This is a genomic window from Deltaproteobacteria bacterium (assembly GCA_029858205.1).
Taxonomy (GTDB): Bacteria; Desulfobacterota; GWC2-55-46; order GWC2-55-46; family DRQE01; genus JAOUFM01.
Map to the genome: position 1 here is coordinate 53,325 of JAOUFM010000007.1, position 22,204 is coordinate 75,528.

Annotated in this window: 21 protein-coding genes; 9 read left to right on the plus strand and 12 right to left on the minus strand. The window is 53.6% G+C overall.

What is annotated here, in order from left to right:
* Nucleotides 1-25 precede the first annotated feature (25 nt).
* The 8 genes from OEV59_06920 (at nt 26) to OEV59_06955 (ending at nt 7,347) form a co-directional block, all read left to right on the plus strand.
* Entirely contained in the window at nt 26-433 is a 408-nt protein-coding gene (locus OEV59_06920) for a PTS sugar transporter subunit IIA (GenBank protein MDH4227469.1), read from the plus strand.
* Nucleotides 430-903: a PTS sugar transporter subunit IIB gene (locus OEV59_06925; GenBank protein MDH4227470.1), complete on the plus strand. Its 474-nt coding sequence runs from the start codon at nt 430-432 to the stop codon at nt 901-903. Before OEV59_06920 ends, OEV59_06925 begins: the two co-directional genes overlap by 4 nt.
* 19 nt (nt 904-922) lie before the next feature.
* Nucleotides 923-1,189, plus strand: a complete 267-nt coding sequence (locus OEV59_06930) for an HPr family phosphocarrier protein (protein MDH4227471.1) — start codon at nt 923-925, stop codon at nt 1,187-1,189.
* Nucleotides 1,189-2,967, plus strand: coding sequence for a phosphoenolpyruvate--protein phosphotransferase (ptsP, locus tag OEV59_06935; protein ID MDH4227472.1), 1,779 nt, complete (start codon nt 1,189-1,191; stop codon nt 2,965-2,967). Before OEV59_06930 ends, ptsP begins: the two co-directional genes overlap by 1 nt.
* A 159-nt stretch (nt 2,968-3,126) precedes the next feature.
* Nucleotides 3,127-4,287 (plus strand): methionine adenosyltransferase, encoded by a 1,161-nt coding sequence (gene metK, locus OEV59_06940; protein ID MDH4227473.1) that lies wholly within the window; start codon nt 3,127-3,129, stop codon nt 4,285-4,287.
* A 60-nt stretch (nt 4,288-4,347) separates the two neighbouring features.
* A complete protein-coding gene (gene ahcY / locus OEV59_06945) occupies nt 4,348-5,607 on the plus strand; it encodes an adenosylhomocysteinase (protein MDH4227474.1) in 1,260 nt (419 codons plus the stop codon).
* A gap of 135 nt (nt 5,608-5,742) precedes the next feature.
* A complete protein-coding gene (locus tag OEV59_06950; GenBank protein MDH4227475.1) occupies nt 5,743-6,507 on the plus strand; it encodes an outer membrane protein assembly factor BamD in 765 nt (254 codons plus the stop codon).
* A 114-nt stretch (nt 6,508-6,621) separates the two neighbouring features.
* Complete coding sequence (locus OEV59_06955) at nt 6,622-7,347, plus strand: tetratricopeptide repeat protein (GenBank protein MDH4227476.1); 726 nt, start codon at nt 6,622-6,624, stop codon at nt 7,345-7,347.
* 97 nt (nt 7,348-7,444) lie between these two features.
* Here the strand turns inward: OEV59_06955 and alaS are convergent, their stop codons facing one another.
* The 12 genes from alaS to OEV59_07015 all read right to left on the minus strand — a co-directional run bounded on the left by alaS (nt 7,445) and on the right by OEV59_07015 (nt 20,030).
* Complete coding sequence (gene alaS / locus OEV59_06960) at nt 7,445-10,096, minus strand: alanine--tRNA ligase (protein ID MDH4227477.1); 2,652 nt, start codon at nt 10,094-10,096, stop codon at nt 7,445-7,447.
* Nucleotides 10,097-10,117: 21 nt separating this feature from the next.
* Nucleotides 10,118-10,558, minus strand: a complete 441-nt coding sequence (locus OEV59_06965; GenBank protein ID MDH4227478.1) for a recombination regulator RecX — start codon at nt 10,556-10,558, stop codon at nt 10,118-10,120.
* Nucleotides 10,559-10,627: 69 nt separating this feature from the next.
* Nucleotides 10,628-11,833, minus strand: coding sequence for a type IV pilus twitching motility protein PilT (locus OEV59_06970; protein MDH4227479.1), 1,206 nt, complete (start codon nt 11,831-11,833; stop codon nt 10,628-10,630).
* Nucleotide 11,834: 1 nt separating this feature from the next.
* Complete coding sequence (gene recA, locus OEV59_06975) at nt 11,835-12,893, minus strand: recombinase RecA (GenBank protein MDH4227480.1); 1,059 nt, start codon at nt 12,891-12,893, stop codon at nt 11,835-11,837.
* A gap of 43 nt (nt 12,894-12,936) precedes the next feature.
* Nucleotides 12,937-13,509 (minus strand): RNA 2',3'-cyclic phosphodiesterase, encoded by a 573-nt coding sequence (thpR, locus tag OEV59_06980; GenBank protein ID MDH4227481.1) that lies wholly within the window; start codon nt 13,507-13,509, stop codon nt 12,937-12,939.
* 6 nt (nt 13,510-13,515) lie between these two features.
* A complete protein-coding gene (locus OEV59_06985; protein MDH4227482.1) occupies nt 13,516-13,992 on the minus strand; it encodes a nicotinamide-nucleotide amidohydrolase family protein in 477 nt (158 codons plus the stop codon).
* The gene (locus OEV59_06990) at nt 13,989-14,426 is read right to left on the minus strand and encodes a phosphatidylglycerophosphatase A (protein ID MDH4227483.1); all 438 of its coding nucleotides are present in this window, start codon (nt 14,424-14,426) and stop codon (nt 13,989-13,991) included. The genes OEV59_06985 and OEV59_06990 overlap by 4 nt, the downstream gene beginning before the upstream one ends.
* A 47-nt stretch (nt 14,427-14,473) precedes the next feature.
* Complete coding sequence (gene rodA / locus OEV59_06995) at nt 14,474-15,565, minus strand: rod shape-determining protein RodA (GenBank protein ID MDH4227484.1); 1,092 nt, start codon at nt 15,563-15,565, stop codon at nt 14,474-14,476.
* Complete coding sequence (gene mrdA / locus OEV59_07000; protein MDH4227485.1) at nt 15,558-17,570, minus strand: penicillin-binding protein 2; 2,013 nt, start codon at nt 17,568-17,570, stop codon at nt 15,558-15,560. Before mrdA ends, rodA begins: the two co-directional genes overlap by 8 nt.
* A complete protein-coding gene (gene mreD / locus OEV59_07005) occupies nt 17,567-18,058 on the minus strand; it encodes a rod shape-determining protein MreD (GenBank protein MDH4227486.1) in 492 nt (163 codons plus the stop codon). Before mreD ends, mrdA begins: the two co-directional genes overlap by 4 nt.
* On the minus strand, nt 18,055-18,963 hold the full coding sequence (gene mreC / locus OEV59_07010) for a rod shape-determining protein MreC (GenBank protein ID MDH4227487.1): 909 nt from the start codon (nt 18,961-18,963) through the stop codon (nt 18,055-18,057). Before mreC ends, mreD begins: the two co-directional genes overlap by 4 nt.
* Nucleotides 18,964-18,995: 32 nt before the next feature.
* Entirely contained in the window at nt 18,996-20,030 is a 1,035-nt protein-coding gene (locus tag OEV59_07015) for a rod shape-determining protein (protein ID MDH4227488.1), read from the minus strand.
* 223 nt (nt 20,031-20,253) lie between these two features.
* On the opposite strand from OEV59_07015, the gene OEV59_07020 reads away from it, so the two are divergent.
* Nucleotides 20,254-22,179 carry a SurA N-terminal domain-containing protein gene (locus tag OEV59_07020; GenBank protein MDH4227489.1) on the plus strand — a complete coding sequence of 642 codons (1,926 nt, stop codon included), beginning with the start codon at nt 20,254-20,256 and terminating at the stop codon, nt 22,177-22,179.
* Nucleotides 22,180-22,204: the final 25 nt, after the last annotated feature.

Sequence of the window (22,204 nt, forward strand, 5' to 3'; positions counted from 1 at the left end):
GAAGCATCTTCGGAAGGAGTCGTCGATGATAGGCGCTGTCATAGTTACGCATGGAACGCTTGCCGAGGCTTTGCTTGAGTCCGCGAGGACGATAGTTGAATCGGCCGAGAACGTCGCTGCGATAGGCGTTAAGGGGGACGAATCCTTCGATGAACTGAAGGCCAAGATATCGCTTGCCATAAAGTCCGTTGATTCGGGCTCCGGAGTAATGGTCTTTACCGACATGTTTGGCGGCACTCCCGCCAATATCGTCCTTACGCTCCATGAGGAGGGCAGGATAGAGGTCTTAACAGGGGTAAACCTTCCGCTTATGATAAAGTTTCTAACGGCGAGAAAGGGACGGAGCCTGAAGGAGTTTTCCTCTGCGCTTGTGGAGCACGGCAGGAAGAGCATAGTGCTTGCGAGCGGGGTTCTGGGAGGCGCGGGAAAATGATAGCGCTTGTGAGGGTGGACGACAGGCTTGTGCACGGACAGGTGGTATGCGCGTGGGTCCCTCATGTGCAGGCCAGCAGCGTCGTGTTCGTCTCCGAGTACGAGCCAGAAGAGGTTTTTGTCGAGGCCGCAACACACGTCTGCTCGGGCGAGGGCATCGAGTTCAAGGTCTTTACCGCGCGCGAGGTTGTAGAGCATTTCAAGGCCGGGGACTTCGATTCCGGCACGGCCATACTGATACTAAACGATCTTGGCGAGGCATTGAAACTCTACGAGGAAGGGTATAGGTTTGAGTCCATCAACATCGGCAACATTCATCACAACAGAGACGGCAGAGCCCTTAGCCGCTCTGTCATGTTAAATGAGTCGGATGATGCCATCATAGAAAAGCTTAGGGGGATGGGGGTCGAAATAGACATTCGGGCTTTGCCCGGAAAGGAGCCTGTGCCCTATATCGCGAGGAGGCGTTAAGGCGCAGTTCGGTTTAGATATGGTAGAGAAGACCTTCAGGATAAAGAACCGTTTGGGGCTGCACGCAAGGGCCGCGTCCAAGTTCGTGAACCTCACGGGCAAGTATTCCTCCGAGATATTCGTTAAAAAGGGCGACCACGAGGTCAACGGCAAAAGCATCATGGGCATACTGATTCTGGCCGCGGCATGCGGCACGGATATCGTTGTCAAGGCAGATGGTAAGGACGAGAACGAGGCGATAGCCGCAGTCGGCGCGCTCGTTGAAAGCGGTTTTGGCGAGGACTGATGACGCAGCAGGAACATAGAAAAGAGGTTTCCCTTTTAAAGGGGCTTGGCGTTTCGCCAGGCATAGTGATAGGCAAGGCCTATGTCATCGATTCCGGCAGGGGCGATGCCGTGCAGCAGTACTATGTCGAGCCGGAGGCAGTGAAGGACGAGGTCGAGCGGTTCAAGGACGCGATAAAGAAGTCCAAGGTACAGTTAAACGACGTCAGAAAGCTTCTTGCTAAAGAGGCCCTTGGAAAAGAGCATCTTGCGATAATAGACGCGCACATAATGATGATAAACGACCAGACGCTCATCAACGACACCGTGCGCCTTGTAAAGAACGAGAGAAAGAACGCCGAGTGGGCCCTGATGACCGTGCTCGACGGCATACTCAGAATATTCGAGGGCGTTGACGACAAGTACTTCAAGGAGCGCAGTTCCGATATAGCGCACATCGTCGACAGGATAATCATGAACCTCTCGGGAAAAGAGTACCACGGCATAGCGTCCATAGATTCGCCGGTTGTCGTCATAGCGCACGATATTTCTCCGACCGACACGGCACAGATGGTAAAGGGCAAGGTGCTTGCCTTTTTGACCGATGTCGGCGGAAAGACCTCCCATACGGCCATCATGGGCAGAGCCCTCGACATACCGGCCGTAGTCGGGCTCGAGCGCGTTACCAGGCTTGCCGAAACAGGTGATACCGTGATAGTGGACGGCTCCACCGGCACTGTCATAGTCAATCCTTCCGAGAGCATTACGGCCGTATACAGGAAGCGGCGCCAGAGGTACGAGAAGTACCAGCAGATGCTGCATCAGTATAACGATTTGCCGGCCGAAACAACCGACGGCAAGGTTGTAAGCATACAGGGCAACATGGAAATCGTAGACGAAATATCATCGCTCGTTGAGCACGGGGTTGACGGTATAGGGCTCTACAGGACGGAGTTTCTCTATCTTGACAGAAAGGAGCTTCCTACAGAGGAGGAGCACCTTGCGGCCTACAGATACGTTGTAAAGAAGCTGGAGGGCAGGCCGGTGGTTATCCGCACGCTCGATGTCGGCGGAGACAAGGTATTGAAGCACGGCGAGGATTTCGGCGAGACCAACCCTGCGCTTGGGCTTCGCGCCATACGGTTTAGCCTTAGGCACAGGGAGATATTCAAGACGCAGCTTCGCGCGATACTTCGGGCTAGCGCATTTGGCAAGATAAAGATAATGTTCCCGATGATATCGGGGCTTGAAGAGCTTATGAGGGCCAAGGCTGTTTTAAACGAGGCCAGAGAAGAACTTCGCGCCGAGGGCCACGGTTTCGATGAAAAGGTCGAGGTCGGTATAATGATAGAGGTCCCGTCTGCCGCTGCCATAGCCGACATACTTGCCGAGGAGGCCGATTTCTTCTCGATTGGCACGAACGACCTGGTGCAGTATTCGATAGCCATAGACAGGGTAAATGAGCATGTCGCGTATCTCTATGAGCCGCTTCATCCTGCAATACTCAGGTTGATAAAGGGTGTTGTCGATGCCGCCAAGAGGCGCGGCATAGAGGTAAGCGTGTGCGGCGAGATGGCCGGGGAGCCGGAGTACGCGCTTTTATTCCTGGGCATGGGCATAACCAAGCTCAGCATGAACGCCTTTTCGGTTTTGAAGGTCAAAAAGCTTATCCGCTCGGTAAGTTACGGCGAGTCCATGGAGCTTACCGTCAAGGTATTTGCCATGAAGACCGCAAAGGAGATAGAGGCATGCCTTGTGTCGCATCTAGCGGACTTTTATAAGGAAGAGTACATGATGTAGGCGGCCCCAGGGCCCTGCCGTGCGCGGCCCATCCTTACCCCACTGGTTCTTTTTATCCCCTGAAATCACCTGAAAAATATTGACAAATACCCGAAAATATTCAATAATATTGAATTCCGTAGGTCTTTACGATAATACAATTAAGGAGAATGACACCAAATGAGTGAGTATCTTTTTACATCCGAATCCGTTACAGAAGGGCATCCTGACAAGGTATCTGACCAGATATCCGACGCGGTCCTGGATGCGCACCTTACGGGCGATCCCAAGAGCCGTGTTGCCTGTGAAACGCTTGTTACGACCGGGCTTGTAGTAATAGCCGGCGAAATCACCAGCAAGACGACGGTAAACTACCAGGAAGTCGCGAGGCAGACCATAAAGGAAATCGGCTACGAAGGCTCGGGCATGAGGTTTGATTACGAGAGCTGCGGCGTTATCGTTACCGTTGGCAAACAGTCACCTGACATTGCCATGGGTGTAGACGAGGGTAAGGAAAAGGAGCAGGGCGCCGGAGACCAGGGGCTCATGTTCGGTTACGCATGCGACCACACCGAAGAGCTGATGCCGATGCCGATCGTTTTCTCCCACAGGCTTACAAAGAGGCTTGCGGAGGCAAGAAAGACAGGGGTGCTTAAGTATCTTAGGCCAGATGGCAAGAGCCAGGTGACCATACAGTACAAGGACTCGAGGCCCGTGTCTGTAGATACAATCGTTGTTTCCACGCAGCACACGCCCGAGGTATCGCAAAAGGATTTAATCGAAGGCGTGATGGAAGAGGTAGTGAAGAAGGTCATCCCGGCAAACCTTTTAAAGAAGGATACCAAGTATCACATCAACCCGACCGGGCGTTTCGAGATAGGCGGCCCTCACGGCGACTGCGGCGTTACCGGAAGAAAAATCATAGTCGACACCTACGGCGGCCACGGCAGCCACGGCGGCGGCGCGTTCTCTGGTAAGGACCCCTCTAAGGTCGACCGCTCTGCCTCTTATATGGCAAGATACGTTGCAAAGAACATCGTTGCCGCAGGGCTTGCCTCCGAGTGCGAGGTGCAGCTTGCCTACGCAATCGGTGTGGCTGACCCGGTAAGCGTCATGGTCGATACCTTCGGAACAGAGAAGGTGGCGGTCGATAAGATAGAGAAGCTCGTAAGTAAGCATTTTAAAATGAAGCCGGCAGACATCATCAGCGGCCTCAATCTCCTTAGGCCGATATACAGAAAGACCGCGGCGTACGGCCACTTTGGCAGGAACGAAGAGGGCTTTACCTGGGAAAAGACCGACAAGGCCGCTGCCCTTAAGGCAGACGCAGGGCTTAAGTAGGAACTGTGGCCCGCGCGCGGGCCGTTTGACGGATTTATAAAAAAACATTTCGGAGGAACGATGAAAAAGTTTGACGTAAAGGACATGAAGCTTGCCGATAAGGGCAGAAAGAGGATCGAGTGGGCAGAGATGGACATGCCGGTACTCAGGCGCATACAGAAGAACTTTGCCGCCAAGAAGACGTTGAAGGGCGTAAAGATAGCCGCGTGCCTTCACGTAACGACCGAGACGGCCAATCTGATGATAGCGCTAAAGGCCGGAGGCGCAGATGTTTCTCTTTGCGCATCCAACCCGCTTAGCACGCAAGACGACGTTGCCGCATCCCTTGTAAAGCATTTTGGCATATCCACCTACGCCATAAAGGGCGAGGACAACAAGACATATTACAAGCACTTGAACATAGTGCTAGATAAGCAGCCCAACATCACGATGGACGACGGCGCTGACCTTGTCTCCCTTCTTCATACGACAAGGAAAAAGGAAGCAGCCAATATCGTCGGCTCTACCGAGGAAACGACTACCGGAGTCATCAGGCTCAAGGCCCTTGCAAAGCAGGGGTTACTCAAGTTCCCGGTAATCGCCGTTAACGACGCCGCCACCAAGCACTTCTTCGACAACCGCTACGGCACCGGACAATCCACCATAGACGGCATCATAAGGGCTACTAACAGGCTTCTTGCAGGCTCTGTGTTCGTCGTGTGCGGCTACGGCTGGTGCGGCAAGGGTGTGGCGATGAGGGCCAGAGGCATGGGCGCAAACGTCATCGTAACCGAGATAGACCCGATAAAGGCGCTCGAGGCCGTAATGGACGGCTTCCGCGTAATGCCCATAGCCGACGCGTCCAGGGAAGGGGATTTCTTCTGCACGGTCACCGGCAATATCAACGTAATACGCAAAGAGCACTTTGCCAAGATGAAGGACGGCGCAATCGTTTCGAACTCCGGTCACTTTAACGTGGAGCTAGGCCTTGACGGCCTTAGAAAGCTTACGAAAAAGAGGAGAGAGATACGCGAATTTACCGAGGAGCATGTGATAAAGGAAGGGCAGCGCATATACGTCCTTGCAGAAGGCCGCCTTGTTAATCTTGCGAGCGCCGAAGGCCACCCGGCAAGTGTCATGGACATGAGCTTTGCCAACCAGGCCATGAGCGCTGCGTATCTTGTCCAGAGGGGCGCGAAGCTCGAGCGTGAAGTCTACACCGTTCCCGAGGAGATAGACAAGGAAATCGCCAGGATGAAGCTCATAACGCTTGGCGTAAAGATAGACGTTCTCACGGCCGAGCAGAAAAAGTACCTCGCGTCATGGGAGATGGGCACATAGCAATTGGCGGCGTTTTTTGCAGCCGTTGCCAATGCCGGCTGTTTTTGATATAATAAAAGAATAGGCCGGATAATCGAATATAACGGGCCTTTTGCACGGTACGCGCGGCTTCCGCGCGTTGGCACAAAGGCCCGTATGCGTATAGACACCATGAAAAAAAAGCTCGCTTTCATATTGATAGTTCTGGCGGTTGGCGCGGTTTCGGGGTGCGCCCCGAAGAAAGACGCGTATCTGCCGGCGCCCGTGTATTTCGAAAAGGGTATGAGCAGTTATTTTGCCGGTATGTACGGGGAGTCGGAGACCAACTTCAAGGCCATACTCGAGAGCGACCCGCTTAGCCCAGAGGCAGTCGAGGCCATGCTCATACTTGCGGACGTGTATTATACCAAGGAGGAGTACGAGAGCGCGGCCCTTTATTACACGAACTTCTACTCCATGCACCCCGGGCACCCGAGGGCCGAGTACGCGCTATTTCAGAAGGGCATGAGCAATTTTCTAGAGATGGGGCCCGTTGACCGCGACCTGGCGTCAGCGAAAAAGGCCCTCATAGCCTTCGAGGACCTTACCAGGGATTATCCTGGCGGCGTGTACGCGCCAAAGGCCGCTGACATGGTGGTATTTATAAAGAAACGTCTTGCCGAAAACGAGCTCATCGTAGGCAGGTTTTATCTAAAGGCAAAAAACTATAAGGGCGCTCTCTTGAGGTTCGGGTATCTTCTTGACCAGTACCCGGATTCGGGTTTTTCGGATTCGGCCCTTTTCTTCATAGGCGAGACCTATGGCAAACTCGGGGAAACAAGGCTTGCCGACGAGGCGTATTTATCTCTCGTTAATTCATACCCTGAGAGCCGCTATGTTTCAAAGGCAAGAAACAGGATATCGGCGCAGCAGGGAAGTTAGCCTTGACCGCGTGGCATTTGTGCTTGCCGTAACCGAGTTTATTGTGGTATTTTAAGGTTTCCTGCCGGCGCGTGCTTGCTACGTCGGTAAAATTCCAACTTAGGGGGCTTTGAGATGGCAGATTGGCAGGAACACTACGAGCTTGGCAAGAAAACATTCAGGGAAAATAACTACGCCGAAGCCCTTGTGCACCTTGAAAAGGTGGTGAAGGAGAAGGCGACCTTTGCCGACATCCATAACATGCTCGGCATCATTTACTATAACGCAAACCGCAACGACGAGGCCATAAGGGCCTTTTCCCAGGCCATCCGGCTAAATCCACGTTATACCGAAGCGTCTCTTAACCTGGCCGTTGTTTATAACGAGCTCGGGCAGTTCGACAAGGCGCAGGAGGTATATGCCCTGGCAAAGACCTCTGTAGCGGAACCTGATAAAAGCGCAAAGGATAAGGACGCATACCTTGACCCGTACGTGAAGGGCAAGCTCGCGAACATGCACGCTGAGCTCGGTAACATCTATAAGGACGTAGGGCGTTACGACGAGGCTGTTTATGAGTACGGCATGGCGCTTAAGCTTCGACCCGATTTTGTGGATATAAAGGTCGCCCTCGGTACCGTTTACAGGGACACAAAGGAGATAGGGAAGGCCATAAAGTGCTTCAAGGATGCCATAGATATCAGAAAAGAGTACTGGCCTGCGTACGTGCAGCTTGGGCTAACGCATTATACCTCCGGAGACGAGGGTAGCGCCAAGGAGGAGTGGCTAAAGGTGCTTAGCAAGAACCCGGGCCACAAGCTCGCCAATATGTACCTTGCCATGCTAGATAAGAAAAAGAAGTAAGCGCGGCGTATTGGATAGTAAAAGAATTAAAGGCCCTGTCAAAGAGACAGGGCCTTTTTTATTGGATGCAATGCGGCGTCTGGCAGGGGGGGCTGTGCTATTTGCCCTTCAAGAGTTCTTCGACCGTGTCCTTTGCGGCCTTTATGGCCTCTGTAATCCTGCTTGTATCCTTACCTCCGGCCTGCGCCATGTCTGGCTTTCCGCCGCCCTTGCCGCCAATCATCGGGGCAAGGCGCTTTATTATTTCTCCGGCACTGATGCGCTTTGTTATGTCGGGTGTGACAGATGCAAGCAGCATTGCCTTGCCGTCTATTGCAGCCGCAAGCACAACGACACTTTGCTTTGCGTTGGCCTTTAGCGCGTCGGAAATGGTTCTTAGCGCCTCTGTTGCGTCGGCCTCAACGACAGCGGCAACGAGGTTTACGCCTAGCACATCGATAGAGCTCTTTGCTAGCGTATCGGCAAGGCCCGAGTCCTTTTTGCTCTTTATAGATGAAAGCTCTCTCTCGATCTCCCGCTGCGACTCGATGAGTTTTAAGACTTTGTCCTTAACGTCGGCCCTGGAGCCCTTTAGCACGGCTGCTATTTCGTTTAGCGTGTCCTCGGCGAGGTTAAACGACTTTATCGCGCCGTCGCCTGTAGTGGCCTCGATTCTCCTTACCCCTGATGCAACCGAGCCCTCGGAGGTTATTTTTATGAGCCCTATGTCGCCTGTCATGGCAACGTGCGTGCCGCCGCAAAGCTCGGCGCTCACGCCTGGCACGGTGACCATGCGAACTGTGTCCCCGTACTTTTCACCGAAAAAGGCGAGGGCGCCTTTTTCTATCGCCGTCTTGTGGGAAAGTATCTCGGTCGTTACCGGAATATTTTCGCGTATTACGGCATTTATTCTCTCTTCCATGGCGCGTATGTCCTCGCGCGTTAGAGGCGAAAAATGGTTAAAGTCGAAGCGGAAACCCTCGGGGGTGACGAGCGAGCCTGCCTGTCTTACGTGTTTGCCGAGCACGTTTCTAAGTGTCGAGTGCAGAAGATGCGTGGCAGTGTGGTTTCTGCAGGTTGCTGCGCGTTTTTCGAGGTCAGGGATAAGCTCCGCGTCCAACCCTGCGGTTATAGCGCCTTCTTCAACTGTGCAGATGTGGACAAACAGCTTCTCCGATGCCTTTTTGGTGTCTAGCACGCGTATACTGAAGCCTTTGCCTATGATTACGCCCGTATCGCCTGATTGTCCGCCGCCTTCGGCGTAGAAGGGGGTTTCCGGCGTTGTTATTGCCACCTTGTCGCCCTTCTTGGCGCTTTCCGCGAGAGCGCCGTTCTTGAGAATGCCGCTTATCTTACTTGATGTCACGTCCATGTGGTAGCCCGTGAACACGGAGGTAAGGCCTTTTTCTACGAGCACAGAGTAGCCTGCCTCGCCAACCGAGCCCTCGGCCATGCCTTTCCACGACTGCCTGGCCATTTCCTTTTGCTTTTCCATCTCTGTAGTGAAGCCGTCCTCGTCGACCGAGAAGCCGTCCTTTTTGACTATATCGGCGGTGAGATCTATGGGGAAGCCGTATGTGTCGTAGAGCTTAAAAGAGAAGGCGCCGTCGACAACGGTCTTTTTGGCTTTTTTCATTGAGGCTACTTCTTCGTTAAGCATCGAGAGCCCGCGCTCGAGGGTTTCGAGGAAACGTTCCTCTTCGCTAACCGTCGCGTTCTTTATTATTTCAACTGAACGGCCAAGAGTGGGGTACGCGTCCTTCATCGTGTCAATGACAGCGAGAGCGGCCTTGTAGAGAAACGGCTCGGTTAATCCGAGGAAGCTGCCGTGGCGTATGGCCCTGCGCATTATGCGGCGAAGCACGTAGCCGCGTCCTTCGTTAGACGGCAACAGGCCGTCGCATATAAGGAATGCCGTTGCCCTTGCGTGGTCTGCGATTGCCTTTATGGACACGTCCTTTTCGCTGTCTTTGCCGTATCTCACGCCTGATGCATCTTCGATTGCCGCTATTATAGGCGCAAAGAGGTCTGTGTCGTAGTTGCTCTTTTTTCCCTGCACGACGCAAGAGAGCCTTTCAAGCCCCATTCCCGTGTCTATACTGGGTTTTGGAAGCGGCGTCATGGCGCCCTTTTCGTCCCTGTTAAATTGCATGAACACGAGGTTCCATATCTCAAGGAACCTGTCGCAGTCGCATCCGACGGAACAGGACGGCTTGCCGCAGCCTATGTCTTGCCCCTGGTCTATGAGTATCTCCGAGCACGGGCCGCAGGGGCCTGTATCTCCCATGCTCCAGAAGTTGTCTTTCTCGCCAAGCCGTACTATTTTAGAGGAGGGGAGCTTGATTTTATCTTTCCAGATTTCCGCTGCCTCGTCGTCCTCGGTAAATACCGTTGCGTAGAGTTTGTCGGAGGGAAGTTTCATTTCCTTTGTAAGGAATTCCCAGGCATACTCTATGGCTTCGGTCTTGAAGTAGTCGCCAAAGGAGAAGTTCCCGAGCATCTCGAAGAATGTATGATGCCTCGCGGTCCTTCCGACGTTTTCGAGGTCGTTGTGTTTGCCTCCGGCGCGCACGCACTTCTGGCAGCTTGCAGCGCGCGTATAGGGGCGTTTATCCTCGCCGGTGAAGACGCGTTTGAACTGCACCATGCCGGCGTTTGTAAAGAGAAGTGTCGGGTCTGCTTCCGGGATAAGGGCAGATGAGTCTACGGGAGAGTGGTTTTTGTCCTTAAAGTATTCGAGGAATTTCCTTCTAATGTCTTTTGCTCGCATCCTTATTCCACCGTAAGTCTTTTATTCGCCGTCGTCGGCGCTGCTTTTTATTGCCGCCTTTATGGCGTCGTACGAAAAACCGCGCGAGGCAAGGAACCTTGCTGTGCGCATCTCAAATTCCCTCTCGGGCATTTCGCGTGCCCGTTTGGCGTTCTTTTTTCTGTACCGCCCGGCAGCCTCTATCGCCGAAGCGAGCTCGTCGTCCTTGCCAATCGAGGCGGTCGCGGTCTTTACTGTCTCGTCGGCAACGCCTTTGCGCCTGAGCTCGGCCTGAATCTTGAGCATGCCCCAGTTTTTCGAGCGTAGTCTGCTTGAGGCGAGGTTTAGAGCGAAGTTTTCGTCGTTTATGTAGCCGTGTTCCTTGAGGCGTTTGACGGCAGTATCCTGTTCTTCGCCGTCAAAGCCCTTTTTTACGAGTTTTTCGCGTATTTCCGCCTCTGAGTGCGCTCTAAGGGCTAGCATTCTCAGCGCACTGTCAAAGGCCGATACCCTTGGCCGTCCGGCGCCGTCAGACTTAGCGCGCGGCATGCCTTAGAAGCGTTCGATACCCGAGGAGCCGCCAGCGCCTGTGCCGCCGCCGGCAGTGCCGCCGCCGGTGCCGCCGCTTGGCTCTCCGCCGCCCTCACCCCAAACGCTCGAATCGTCTCCGCCGGATATGCCCTTGAATTTGAGGGCGAAGTCGTCGGGGTTGGTTGCCTGTCTAATGGCCTCGTCGTAGTCGATGTGTCCCTTCTTCAGAAGCGACATGATAGATTGGTCGAATGTCTGCATGCCGTACGTGGTAAAGCCCTTTGATATGGCGTCGTGGATTTCCTTTGTTTTCTCCTTGTCCACGATGCATTCTCTGACCCTTGATGTACTGACCAGAACCTCGACTGCCGGAACTCTCGACGTGCCGTCCACCTTTGGCAGCAAGCGCTGCGAGATGACGGCCTTTAGGACTCCGGCAAGCTGTATTCTTATTTGCTTTTGCTGGTACGGAGGGAAGACTGAGACTATGCGGTTTACTGTTTCCATCGCGTCGATTGTGTGGAGCGTTGAGAGCACAAGGTGCCCTGTCTCTGCCGCGGTGAGGGCGATTTCTATTGTTTCCACGTCCCTCATCTCTCCGACCATGATGACGTCGGGGTCTTGTCTTAGCGCGCCTCTTAGCGCCTCTGCGAAGCTGTTGGTGTCAACGCCTATTTCCCTCTGATTTATGATGCAGCGTTTATCCCTGTGAAGGAACTCTATGGGGTCTTCGATGCTGATGACGTTGCACGAGCGGTTGTTGTTTATGTGGTCGAGCACGGAGGCGAGGGTGGTGGACTTTCCGCTTCCGGTGATGCCGGTTACGAGAATGAGGCCGCGCATTTCCTGCGCGATTTTTTCGAGCACCTTGGGCAGATGGAGCTCTTCGAAGGTGAGTATCTGCACCGGGATGACCCTTAGCACTATTCCAGCCGCGCCGCGCTGCTGGAATATGTTAACCCTGAACCTTCCAAGCCCGGGAACGCTGTACGCGATATCTGCCTGGTGGCTTTTTTTGTAGACTTCCTTTTGCGTGTCGTTCATTATCTTCATCGCCGCCTGGAGCACGTCTTCCGGCGACAACCGCGGATGGTTCTTTAGAGGGATGAGCTTTCCGTAAACCCTCATGATGGGCGGAAGCCCGGACTTTATGTGCACGTCAGAGGCCTGTTCCTTGACGGCCTGGTTAAGGATTGATGCCAAATCGATAGGGGCCGGTGTAGACATTTTATTTTTCCTCCTTCTTTGTGGTCGTAGGTTTGCCTATGCCAAAGTGTTCGAATATCTTTGCCGAGAGCTCTTTTGCCTTCTGCGGGTTTTCCTTTAGAAACGTCTTTGCGGCCTCTCTGCCCTGGCCGATACGTTCGCTGCCGTAGGAGAACCAGGAGCCGCTTTTTTCGATGACGTTAGAGACTACGCCGAGGTCTATAAGGTCGCCTTCCTTGGATATGCCCTCGTTGAATATTATGTCGAACTCTGCCTCTCTAAAAGGCGGAGCAAGCTTGTTCTTTACCACCTTTACTCTCGTCCTGTTGCCGATGATTTCATCGCCGTTCTTTATCTGCCCGGTCTTACGGATGTCCATTCTAAGCGACGCGTAAAACTTAAGGGCATTTCCTCCGGTGGTCGTTTCCGGGCTTCCGTAGAACACGCCTATTTTATGGCGTATCTGGTTTATGAATATCATGCAGGTTTTGCTTTTGCTGATGGTCGCGGTGAGCTTTCTAAGGGCCTGGCTCATAAGGCGTGCCTGGAGCCCCATGTGGGAGTCTCCCATCTCACCCTCTATTTCGGCCTTTGGCACAAGTGCTGCTACCGAGTCTATTACTATAAGGTCCACTGCGCCGCTTCTAACGAGCATGTCCGCTATTTCAAGGGCCTGCTCTCCGGTGTCCGGCTGCGAGAGAAGGAGCTCGTCTGGGTTGACGCCAAGCTTTTTCGCGTATTCGATGTCAAGGGCGTGCTCCGCGTCCACGAACGCCACGGTGCCGCCGGTTTTTTGCGCCTCGGCGGCTATGTGGAGCGTAAGGGTTGTCTTGCCGGACGACTCGGGGCCGTATATCTCCACTATCCTTCCGCGCGGCACTCCGCCGATGCCAAGCGCTATGTCCAGGGAAGGCGAGCCGCTTGGTATGGTCGCTATCTCTGCTGTCTGTACGCCTTCGCCAAGGCGCATGATAGCGCCCTTGCCAAACTGCTTTTCAATCTGCGTTATGGCAAGCTCTATGGCCTTGCCCTTTGTGGACGCTTGGGCTGCGGTTGCCTGCTGCGGCTGTTTTGCTGACATTGGTTGTTCTCCGGCGCTTTTTTTGGTTTCTTTTGCCAAGTCTCTATCCTCCAAGCTTTACGGTACTAAGCGGCGTGTGCAGCGCGCCGTCTGGTTTCAGCGCGCTTTTAAAGAGCGTTATTTCCGTTACCTTCCACGCGGCCTCGAACTTTACGTCCGGTTTTTCGATTGCCTCGCGTATTCCTTTTCCAGCCGCTTTCTCCCTGACCCTGCAAAGCGTCAGGTGAGGGGAGAACGGTTTATCGTTCTTTGGGATTGCCAGTTGGGCAAGCCCTTTGTCAATCGCGGCATGCAGGCTTTTTAGCGCCCCGCTGCCGTCTATGCCCACCCATACTACCCGTGGAGATTTGGGCGAGGGGAATGCGCCGATTCCTTTGGCCGTGATATCGAACTCCGTCGCATGTTTTGCCGCTTCCTGCAGTGTTCGCGATATCTTCTCTATGTCAGCATCCTCGATGTCGCCGAGGAACTTTATCGTAACGTGCATGGTTTCCGGCTTCGACCATGATATTGCCTTGATAGGGCAGAGCGTTTTAAGTGTCTCAAGAAGACGCTTCAGGCCTTTTTTTGTTTCTTCCGGTATCTCTATCGCTATAAAGGCCCGTATCTTTGCCAAAACTACCTAGCCGGCTATGAACTTTTTAAGCAACCAAACGGCTTTTGAAGCGGTCTTTTTCCTGATTGCCGTTCTCGAGCCTTTGAAGTTGAACCTTTGGACGCGAAGCCTTTTTCTGTCGCAAACTGCTATATATACCGTTCCTACGGGCTTGTCTTTTGTGCCGCCAGAAGGGCCTGCGATGCCGGTAACAGCCGCGGCGTAGCCGGCTTTCAGTTTTTTTAGCGCCCCTTTTGCCATAAGCGCTGCGGTTTGCTCTGATACCGCGCCGCTTTTTCTTATTACCGAAGCCTTTACGTCGAGGATATTTGTCTTTACGCCGTTACCGTATGCCACTATCGAGCCTTGAAACCACTTTGAGCTTCCGGGCACTTCCGTAAGCATGGCGCCGATGAGCCCGCCTGTGCACGATTCCGCCAGCGCAAGCGTTTCTCCGGAGGCAGCCATTATCTTTGCCAGTATCTTTGCCTCGCGTGCGCTCATAAAACGTATTTTATGACGACCTGGGCAAGTATATTTGCGTATATCCCTGCTGCCACGTCATCCAAAACGATTCCCAATCCCCCCGGCACCCGCTTGTCTAGCAGGCCCACGGGGTAGGGTTTAAGGATATCAAAAAACCTGAAAAGAATAAAGCTTAATATTACGTTGGTCAAGTTGAAGGGGATAAACAGGGTTGCCGCGGCAAACCCGGCTATTTCGTCGCAAACGACCTTGCCGGGGTCTTTTTTCCCGAGCAGCTTTGCGGCCTCGTCTGCCAGGTATATGCTGACGATAATGATCGCAGCTACCACGACAACCGCAGCCGGGGTTACGAGCTTCGATATGCCGAAAAATACCGGTATGCCCCAGAGCGTGCCGAAGGTGCCGGAGGCCACAGGCATGTATCCCAGGTACGTGCCCGATGCGAAAAACATTATGGCGCGATTTTTTGGCGTGTTCATAGGGGCGGTCATGGCATGTTTTAGAACATGAACCTCCTCATGTGGATGTTGATTAAGAGCGCGATAGCTATCATTGTAGAGAGGAGAAACGACCCTCCGTAGCTTAGAAACGGCATGGGCACTCCAACGACCGGCAAAAACCCGATGACCATGAAGGCGTTCATTGTGACGTGCCAGAATATCAAAGCCGTGAAGCCAAATGCCAGGAGAAAGCCGAAGCGGTCCTTTGATTTGTTTGCGATGTCTATGCCGCGAAGTATGAGCACCATGAAAAGGAACATGACGACGATTGCGCCCAGGAACCCCCATTCTTCCGCAAAGACAGGGAAGACGAAGTCCGTGTGGTGTTCGGGCAGAAAGTATAGCGAGCCCTGTGTGCCCTGCAGGTAACCTTTGCCGGTGAAGCCGCCGGAGCCTATGGCAATCTTGGATTGGAATGTGTGGTATCCGGAGCCCAGCGGATCCATGGACGGGTCTATGAAGCTTAAAAGCCGCGCCTTTTGATAGTCCTTGAGGAAGCGCCATGCAAATGGTATGAATGCGGCCATGGACACGCATGTCAGGATGAGTGCTACCCAGGTTACCCTGACTATGAGTATCATCGAGACGGCTATTGCCGCAAGTATTAACCCTGTGCCGAGGTCTGGTTGCTTTGCTATGAGAAGAAACGGCACGATGAATATTAGCCCCGGTATGATGAGTTCCCTTATGCCGAGCCCCCATCTGTCGGCCTTTTTCTTGGAGAGGTATGCTGCAAGCGCTATTATGAGGGCGATTTTTGCCAGTTCCGAGGGCTGTATGTTCATGAACCCGAGCGAGAGCCACCTCTTTGCCCCTGCTATTCTCGTGCCGGCGATGAGCACCAGAACGAGGCTTGCAATTGATATGCCGTAGATGTGGTACGCGAACTTCTCGATTGTCGAGTAGCTTATGAGGATAAGCGGCAGCGAAACGATAAGGCCGATTATGAACCACGTAAGCTGCTTTGCGTAGAAAGGAGTGTCTTCGAGCCTCGTTGCGCTGTAGATGTTAAAGAGCCCGATGACGGCGAGCGAGAAGGTCACGGCAACGAGAAAAAAGTCTATTTGCGACAAATGGCGGCGGTCAATCATGCGCTTCTTCCGTTTTCTTTTTTTCCGGCAGCACTGCCGCCTCAGGCGCTGCCGTGCCTTCGGCCGGTTTTTTGTCTGCGGGCGCGGTATTTTCGGCCTGGGCAGGCGCCGTAGCCTTCGAAGGCGCTGTCTTTTCCGTTTTTTGAATTACCGGTTTTGCCTGTTCGGTTATAGCGTCCTTTTTAAGGTACGCGCGTATGACCTTTAGCGCAACAGGGGCCGCTGCCCTTGCTCCGAACCCTCCGTGCTCTACGATGACGGCAACGGCGATTTTCGGGTCGTCAAACGGCGCAAACCCGACAAAGAGCGCGTGGTCGCGGTTCTTGTATGCTATTTTAGATATGTCGCGGATTCTTTCGGTCATTCTTCTTACCTGCGCTGTGCCGGTCTTTCCGGCTATCTTTAGAGAGGGGTCGTTTATGGAGCCTGCTGTGCCGCCTTCCTCGATTACAACGCCTCTGAGCGCATTTCTCACGACCTCGATATTTTCCGGGGATGCGTCCAGTGTGCGCCGTATTTTTGGCATGAATTGTTCTATGACCTCGCCGTTAACTGACTCTATGCTCTCGATGAACCCGGGGGCGTAGACGTCGCCGCCGTTGGCTATGGCAGCGTAGAGTATCGCAAGCTGGAGAGGGGTGGCGAGCACGTAGCCTTGTCCAACGGTTATGGGAATGGTCTCGCCTTCTATCCACTGCTTGCCGTAGGTCTTCATCTTCCAGTCTTTGGTCGGTATGAGCCCGACCTGTTCGCCTCTTAATTTGATGCCGGTTTTTTCGCCAAGCCCAAAGTCCTTTGCGTATTTAGCTATGTTGTCGACGCCTGTCTTAAGCCCTGCCTGGTAGAAGAATGTGTCGGAGGATTCCACTATGGCCCTGTGCACGTTGATGGAGCCGTGCCCGGATGGCTTCCAGTCCCTGAAGTCTCTGTTGCCGAACCTGAATGAGCCGCCTGAATATATCTTTGTATCGGGTTTGATAGTGCCTGTTTCAAGAGCTGCGAGCGCGGTTACCGGCTTGAAAGTGGAGGCAGGGGGGTAAGAGCCCTGTACCGCCCGGTTCGTAAGCGGGTCTGCCTCGTCCTCGGTAAGCGTTTTCCAGTCTTCTTCGGATATGCCGTATGACATCAGGTCAGGAGGAAACGACGGCGTGCTAACTAGCGCAAGAATCCTGCCGCTTTTCGGGTCTATGGCAACGACCGCTCCGCGCTCTTTTCCAAGGCCTTCCCACGCGGCCCTTTGTGTTGGGTAGTCTATGGTAAGGCGCACGGTGTGTCCGGGCGAGGGGGCAATCTTCTTTATCGTTCTTATCGGGCGGCCGTGCGCGTCGACCTCGACCTGTCTGCCGCCGTGCACGCCTTTTAGCGTTGCCTCGAAGGAGCTCTCCATGCCGAACTTTCCTATGAAATCGCCTGGCGCGTAGACACCCCCGGCGTCCGCGTTCATGCTGACAAGCTCGGTTGAGTTTATCTCGGAGACGTAGCCCAGCACGTGGGCCATGGCCTCTGCGCCTTCGATATAGGTTCTTCTCGGCTCGGCCTCGACATACACGCCGTGCAGCTCGTACTCGTGCATGGTAATGGCAGCCATTTCATCCCATCCGATGTCGCTTTTTATCTTGATGGGGTTATAGGGGGCGCGCTTTTTCTTTTCCTTGGCGATTTTGTCGTCCAGGTATTTAGGGTCTATGCCTGCGCGCGTTGAGAGGAAAGTGCGCGTAAAGTCCATGTCGTTTACGTCTTCGGGTACGACGTAGAGGGTGAAGCTAGGCTTATTTTCGGCAAGAAGCGTTCCGTTTGCGTCGTAGACCATCCCTCTTGCCGCGTAGTTCTTTATGAGGCGTATCCTGTTGTTCATGGAGAGGTCGCCGAAGTAGTCGGAGTTCATAAGCTGCAGGTGCCAGAGCCTTCCGGCGATGATTATGAACGCGGCTATGACGAGGCCTGTTACCCAGACTGTTCTTGCTCTTAGCTCTGCCGGATCCTTTTCTCCGATGAATCCGCTCATATGGAGTCCTTATTCGTATGGCCGTAGAGCTTTGGCGCAGGGAGCCTGTCGAAGAGGTTGAAGATAAAGGGCGCGAGTATGCCGGTAAAGGCCGCTACCGGCACCGTGTGGAGCAGAAACGATGTTGCCTGTATGCCGATAGAGTTAAGGACCAGGAGCGTGCATATGCCCTTTGAGAGCGCGGCAACGGCCGAGGCCGCGGCCTTCACGGGCGTTGATTCGAAGCGCAGCTTCAATCTGATAAGGTACGTGACGCCGTAGAGCACGGCGAAGGCGAAGGAGGTGGAGCCGATTACGTTGCCGTAGAACGTGTCCTCGATGTAGCCCAGGCAGAAGGCGAGGAACGCGCCCGATGCGGACGGGCGGTTATATGCCGTGTAGAAGACAGAGAGGAGCACGACGTCTGGCAGCGGTATAGATGGCGCAATCGTGGTCTTTATGGAGAGGAACACGAGCGCTACCGGTATGTATGTTATGTAGTCCTTCATGTCTTTTTCCCCAAAGGCGGCTGCGGCGCTGGCTTGGGCTTTTGCCCCTTGTTTTTGGCCTTTTTCTCTTTCTCCTCGGTATTTAGTGGCAGGCTCTGGCGGCTGGTTATTATGAGCACGCTTTCTATTTTGGTTATGTCTGCCGCCGGGTTGACGATTATGTTCTTGAAGAACTTATCCTCGGACTCCCGTACTTCCGCTACCTTTCCTACGATAAGGCCCTTTGGGTATATGCCTGCGAGCCCTGCGGTAATAACGACATCGTCCTTGGCCGCGTCATCGAGCATTTTTACGTAATTTAAGCGAAGCGCCCCTGTGTTGTCGCCTTCGACAACGCCCTTTACGCGGGTTCTCTGGATGGTTACGTCTATGTTCGACCGCGGGTCCGTCAGTAGCAGTACCCTGGACGTAGACCTCGTTACCTCTACCACGCGGCCGATGACGCCCTCCGGCGTTACTACCGCCATGTCCGTGTCTATGCCGTCTTTGATGCCCTTGTTTACCAGGAACGTCCTTGCCCAGCCGCCGCCCAGGTTAAGGCCGCTAAATGCCACTATATCGGCTGTGACAGTGGCAGTGGTTTGTTCCTGCAGTCCGCGCGAGTATATGCCGAGCTCTTCAGCTCTCTTTGCGTGGATGAGGGTTTCTTTGAGCGCGTTGTTTTCTGCGGTGAGTTCGTCGACTTTGTTTTTTAGCCCGGCGTTCTCGTCTCTTAGGCCAATAAGGTATATGTAACCGTTCCATACGCCGGCTATGGCGCTGCCGGTGGAAGAGCTTACCTGCTGTATGGGCCTCGATACGGCGAGGATGACCGTGCCGACGATTCTCTCGCCGCCAGTTCCACGCTCCGAGGTCGTTACCATGTGGAGCGATATCAGCGATAGAAATACCGATACGAAAAGCACATGGTATCTCTTGAGGTAGGCAAGCATTGCTTTTAGTTGGGAATTGTGACTTCCCTTATAAGCTTGATGTCATCGAGGGCTTTTCCGGCGCCTTTGACAACGCAGGTGAGCGGGTCCTCGGCTATTGTCACGGGCAGCTTTGTTTCGTCCCTGAGTATCACGTCAAGGTTCTTCATGAGAGCGCCGCCTCCGGCAAGCACGATGCCTTTATCCACCATGTCTGCGGCGAGTTCCGGCGGTGTGGTCTCCAGCACCTGCTTTATGGCCTCGACCAGGGCATTTAGCGGCTCGTTTAGTGCCTCGCGTATCTCGTGCGAGGATATCTCTATCGTCGCCGGTATGCCGGTTACGAGGTTCGAGCCCTTTATCTCCATCATCACGACCTCGTCCTCCGGAAGACACAGGCCGTACTCCATCTTTATCGTCTCCGCTACGCCGGTGCCTATGGCGAGGTTGAACTTTCTCTTGATATACTGCACTATGGCCTCGTCGAACTTGTCGCCTCCGACGCGAAGCGACTTCGCCCTGACTATTCCGTAGAGCGATATGACAGCTATCTCGGAGGTTCCGCCGCCGATGTCGACTATCATGTTGGCGGATGGTTCGGTGATTGGCAGCCCGGCGCCGATTGCGGCGGCCATTGGCTCTTCTATAAGGTAGACCTCACCGGCTCCGGCCGAGTACGCCGATTCTCTGACGGCCCTCATCTCTACCTGCGTTATGCCGGATGGCACTCCGACGATGATGCGCGGCCTTACGAGAAGGCGCCGGTTATGCACTTTCGCGATGAAGTACTTTAGCATTTCTTCCGTTACCTCGAAGTCGGCGATGACGCCGTCCTTTAGGGGGCGAATGGCAGAGATGTTGCCAGGAGTTTTTCCGAGCATAGCCTTTGCCTCTTTGCCGACCGCGAGAACTTTCTTGGCGCCGCCTTCGCTGCGTTTAACGGCAACGACCGAGGGCTCGTTTATCACGATGCCTTTGCCTTTTACGAATATAAGGGTGCTTGCCGTGCCAAGATCTATTGCGAGATCGTTTGAGAAAAGACCGAGTAGATAGTTAAACATGGTTCTCCTTGTAGGTTATTACCCGAAATATTTCTTTATCGTATCAGATTGGTTCGGCGCTTGGCAAGCGGAAAATTTTTCAAAATGGTTGAATTTATGTAGAAAATCTATTAACATACTGCCTTGTCCAAAACCCCGGAACACGGCGCATGGTATCGAAGCGTATTGTTTTGGCGGTGCTTTTGTGAAGGATTGTAAAATATCTCAAGGAGGTTTTTGATAAATGCTCGAATTTATGCGGAAAAGGCGCAATTCAACGCTGCTGCTCGTTGTATTTGCGGTCATAATACTTGTGTTTTTGTTCTTTGGTCTCGGGCCGCCCGGCAACGTGGATAGCGAGAAGTCGCTCTTTGCAACAGTCAACGGCGTTAAGATACCGGCCTCGGCCTATAACGCGGCTTACAAAAGAGAGCTCGATAATTATAAGTACATGTACGGCGACAAGCTCGACTCGAAGATGCTCGAAAAGCTCAATTTGCGTAAAACCGTCGGCGACATGCTCATAAACAGGACACTCATACTGACCATGGCCAAGAAGGAAGGTGTCGAGGCCGGCAGGGACGATGTTCGAAACGAGATAATGAAGAACCAGATATTTCAGAAGGACGGCGCCTATGACCTGAACCTCTATCTGAACATACTTTCTTCAAGTGGCGTAAAACCCGAGGACTATGAGGAGAGCGTTAAGGAGGAGCTTATCATCAGGAAGTTAAGGGAGCGCGTTATCGCAGACATAAAGGTGACAGACGATGATGTGAAGACGCTCTACGGTAAGCAGAACCGCGAGATATCGTTTAAGTACGCAGAGGCCGCGCCCTCTGGCTTTAAGTCCCAGATGACCGTTACCGATGCCGAGGCCGCGGAGTATCTAAAGGTAAACGGCGATGCCTTCATGGTTCCGGACAAGGTCAAGGCCGTGTACGCGTCTATAGACAAGGCCGTTGCCGCAAGGTCTGTAAAAGTCACAGATAAGGATATGAAGGATTATTATACCGAGAATATCGAGAAGTACCGGCTGCCCGCGGAGTTCAAGGCCCGCCACATTCTTTTGAGGGTCAACAGGGACGCTTCTGGCAAGGTGGATGAAAAGGACAAGGCTTCAAAGAAAACTAAGATGGACGGCATCGTCGAGCGCCTTAAAAAGGGCGAGGACTTCGCTGTTCTTGCAAAGGAGTTTTCCGACGACCCCGGCAGCGCTGCCGAGGGCGGTGACCTCGGGTACCTCAGGCTCGAGCAGATGGTTGCGCCGTTTGCCAATGCCGTGAGCATGCTTAAGATAGGCGAGACAAGCCCTGTCGTGGAAACGGACTTCGGGCTGCATGTGATAAAGCTCGAGGCCATAAAGCAGGAGAGCGTAAAGACCTTTGATAGTGTTAAGGCTGAAATAGGCTCGGTATTGAAGACCATAAAGTCAACGGATGCCGCTGGCAGGCTTGTAGAGGAGATTGCCGGCGTGCTAAGGGCCGAGTCGTCCGTTGCAAAGATAAAGACCGAGGCTTCAAAGCGAGGAGCGGTTGTTGTAGAAACAGGATTTATAACCGAGAATGACGCTAATGCGGAACTACTAAAGCACAAGGGCATTGCAGACGCAGTATTTATGACGGACAAGGGCGCTGTGACAGGCATTATAGACGAGGGCAGCAGGCTCTACGTGGCTAAGGTGCTCGACAGGATAGACCGCCACGTGCCGCCTATAAAGGATATAATGGCCTCTGTAAAGGACATGGCAAAGGCCGAGAAGGCAGTAAAGGCCGCTTCGGCAAAGGCTTCCGAGTTATTGGAGCTTTTAAAGGGCGGTATGAGCATTGACGAGGCAGCAAAGAAGCTTGGCCTTAAGTCCGGGAAGACGGCATATACGTCGTACTCAAAGGGCGCGATACCGGAGCTTAAGCTATCGGGCGTAAGAAACGACGACCTGTTTGCGCTTAGCAAGGAGAACCCCTATTACCGCGAGCCCATTGAGTCGGCAGGGTCGTTCTACGTGCTTGCCTTCGGCGATGCGAAGGCAGCTGACATGAGCGGCTTCGAGGCAAAGAAGACCTCGGTTGCCGATTGGCTGCTGACGGTTAAGAAGAAAGAGGCAATGGACAAGTGGCTCGAGGATGCAAAGGCCAAGGCAAAGATAAAGGTGAACGAGAACTACCTGTAGCGCGACTTTACTGGCTTTGCGAGGG

Excerpts from the sequence above, each read along its gene's own strand:
- OEV59_06920 (MDH4227469.1), top strand. The coding sequence starts at position 26 with ATGATAGGCGCTGTCATAGTTACGCATGGAACGCTTGCCGAGGCTTTG.
- OEV59_06925 (MDH4227470.1), top strand. The coding sequence starts at position 430 with ATGATAGCGCTTGTGAGGGTGGACGACAGGCTTGTGCACGGACAGGTG.
- OEV59_06930 (MDH4227471.1), top strand. The coding sequence starts at position 923 with ATGGTAGAGAAGACCTTCAGGATAAAGAACCGTTTGGGGCTGCACGCA.
- ptsP (MDH4227472.1), top strand. The coding sequence starts at position 1,189 with ATGACGCAGCAGGAACATAGAAAAGAGGTTTCCCTTTTAAAGGGGCTT.
- metK (MDH4227473.1), top strand. The coding sequence starts at position 3,127 with ATGAGTGAGTATCTTTTTACATCCGAATCCGTTACAGAAGGGCATCCT.
- ahcY (MDH4227474.1), top strand. The coding sequence starts at position 4,348 with ATGAAAAAGTTTGACGTAAAGGACATGAAGCTTGCCGATAAGGGCAGA.
- OEV59_06950 (MDH4227475.1), top strand. The coding sequence starts at position 5,743 with ATGCGTATAGACACCATGAAAAAAAAGCTCGCTTTCATATTGATAGTT.
- OEV59_06955 (MDH4227476.1), top strand. The coding sequence starts at position 6,622 with ATGGCAGATTGGCAGGAACACTACGAGCTTGGCAAGAAAACATTCAGG.
- alaS (MDH4227477.1), bottom strand. The coding sequence starts at position 10,096 with ATGCGAGCAAAAGACATTAGAAGGAAATTCCTCGAATACTTTAAGGAC.
- OEV59_06965 (MDH4227478.1), bottom strand. The coding sequence starts at position 10,558 with ATGCTAGCCCTTAGAGCGCACTCAGAGGCGGAAATACGCGAAAAACTC.
- OEV59_06970 (MDH4227479.1), bottom strand. The coding sequence starts at position 11,833 with ATGTCTACACCGGCCCCTATCGATTTGGCATCAATCCTTAACCAGGCC.
- recA (MDH4227480.1), bottom strand. The coding sequence starts at position 12,893 with ATGTCAGCAAAACAGCCGCAGCAGGCAACCGCAGCCCAAGCGTCCACA.
- OEV59_06985 (MDH4227482.1), bottom strand. The coding sequence starts at position 13,992 with ATGAGCGCACGCGAGGCAAAGATACTGGCAAAGATAATGGCTGCCTCC.
- OEV59_06990 (MDH4227483.1), bottom strand. The coding sequence starts at position 14,426 with ATGTTTTTCGCATCGGGCACGTACCTGGGATACATGCCTGTGGCCTCC.
- rodA (MDH4227484.1), bottom strand. The coding sequence starts at position 15,565 with ATGATTGACCGCCGCCATTTGTCGCAAATAGACTTTTTTCTCGTTGCC.
- mrdA (MDH4227485.1), bottom strand. The coding sequence starts at position 17,570 with ATGAGCGGATTCATCGGAGAAAAGGATCCGGCAGAGCTAAGAGCAAGA.
- mreD (MDH4227486.1), bottom strand. The coding sequence starts at position 18,058 with ATGAAGGACTACATAACATACATACCGGTAGCGCTCGTGTTCCTCTCC.
- OEV59_07015 (MDH4227488.1), bottom strand. The coding sequence starts at position 20,030 with ATGTTTAACTATCTACTCGGTCTTTTCTCAAACGATCTCGCAATAGAT.
- OEV59_07020 (MDH4227489.1), top strand. The coding sequence starts at position 20,254 with ATGCTCGAATTTATGCGGAAAAGGCGCAATTCAACGCTGCTGCTCGTT.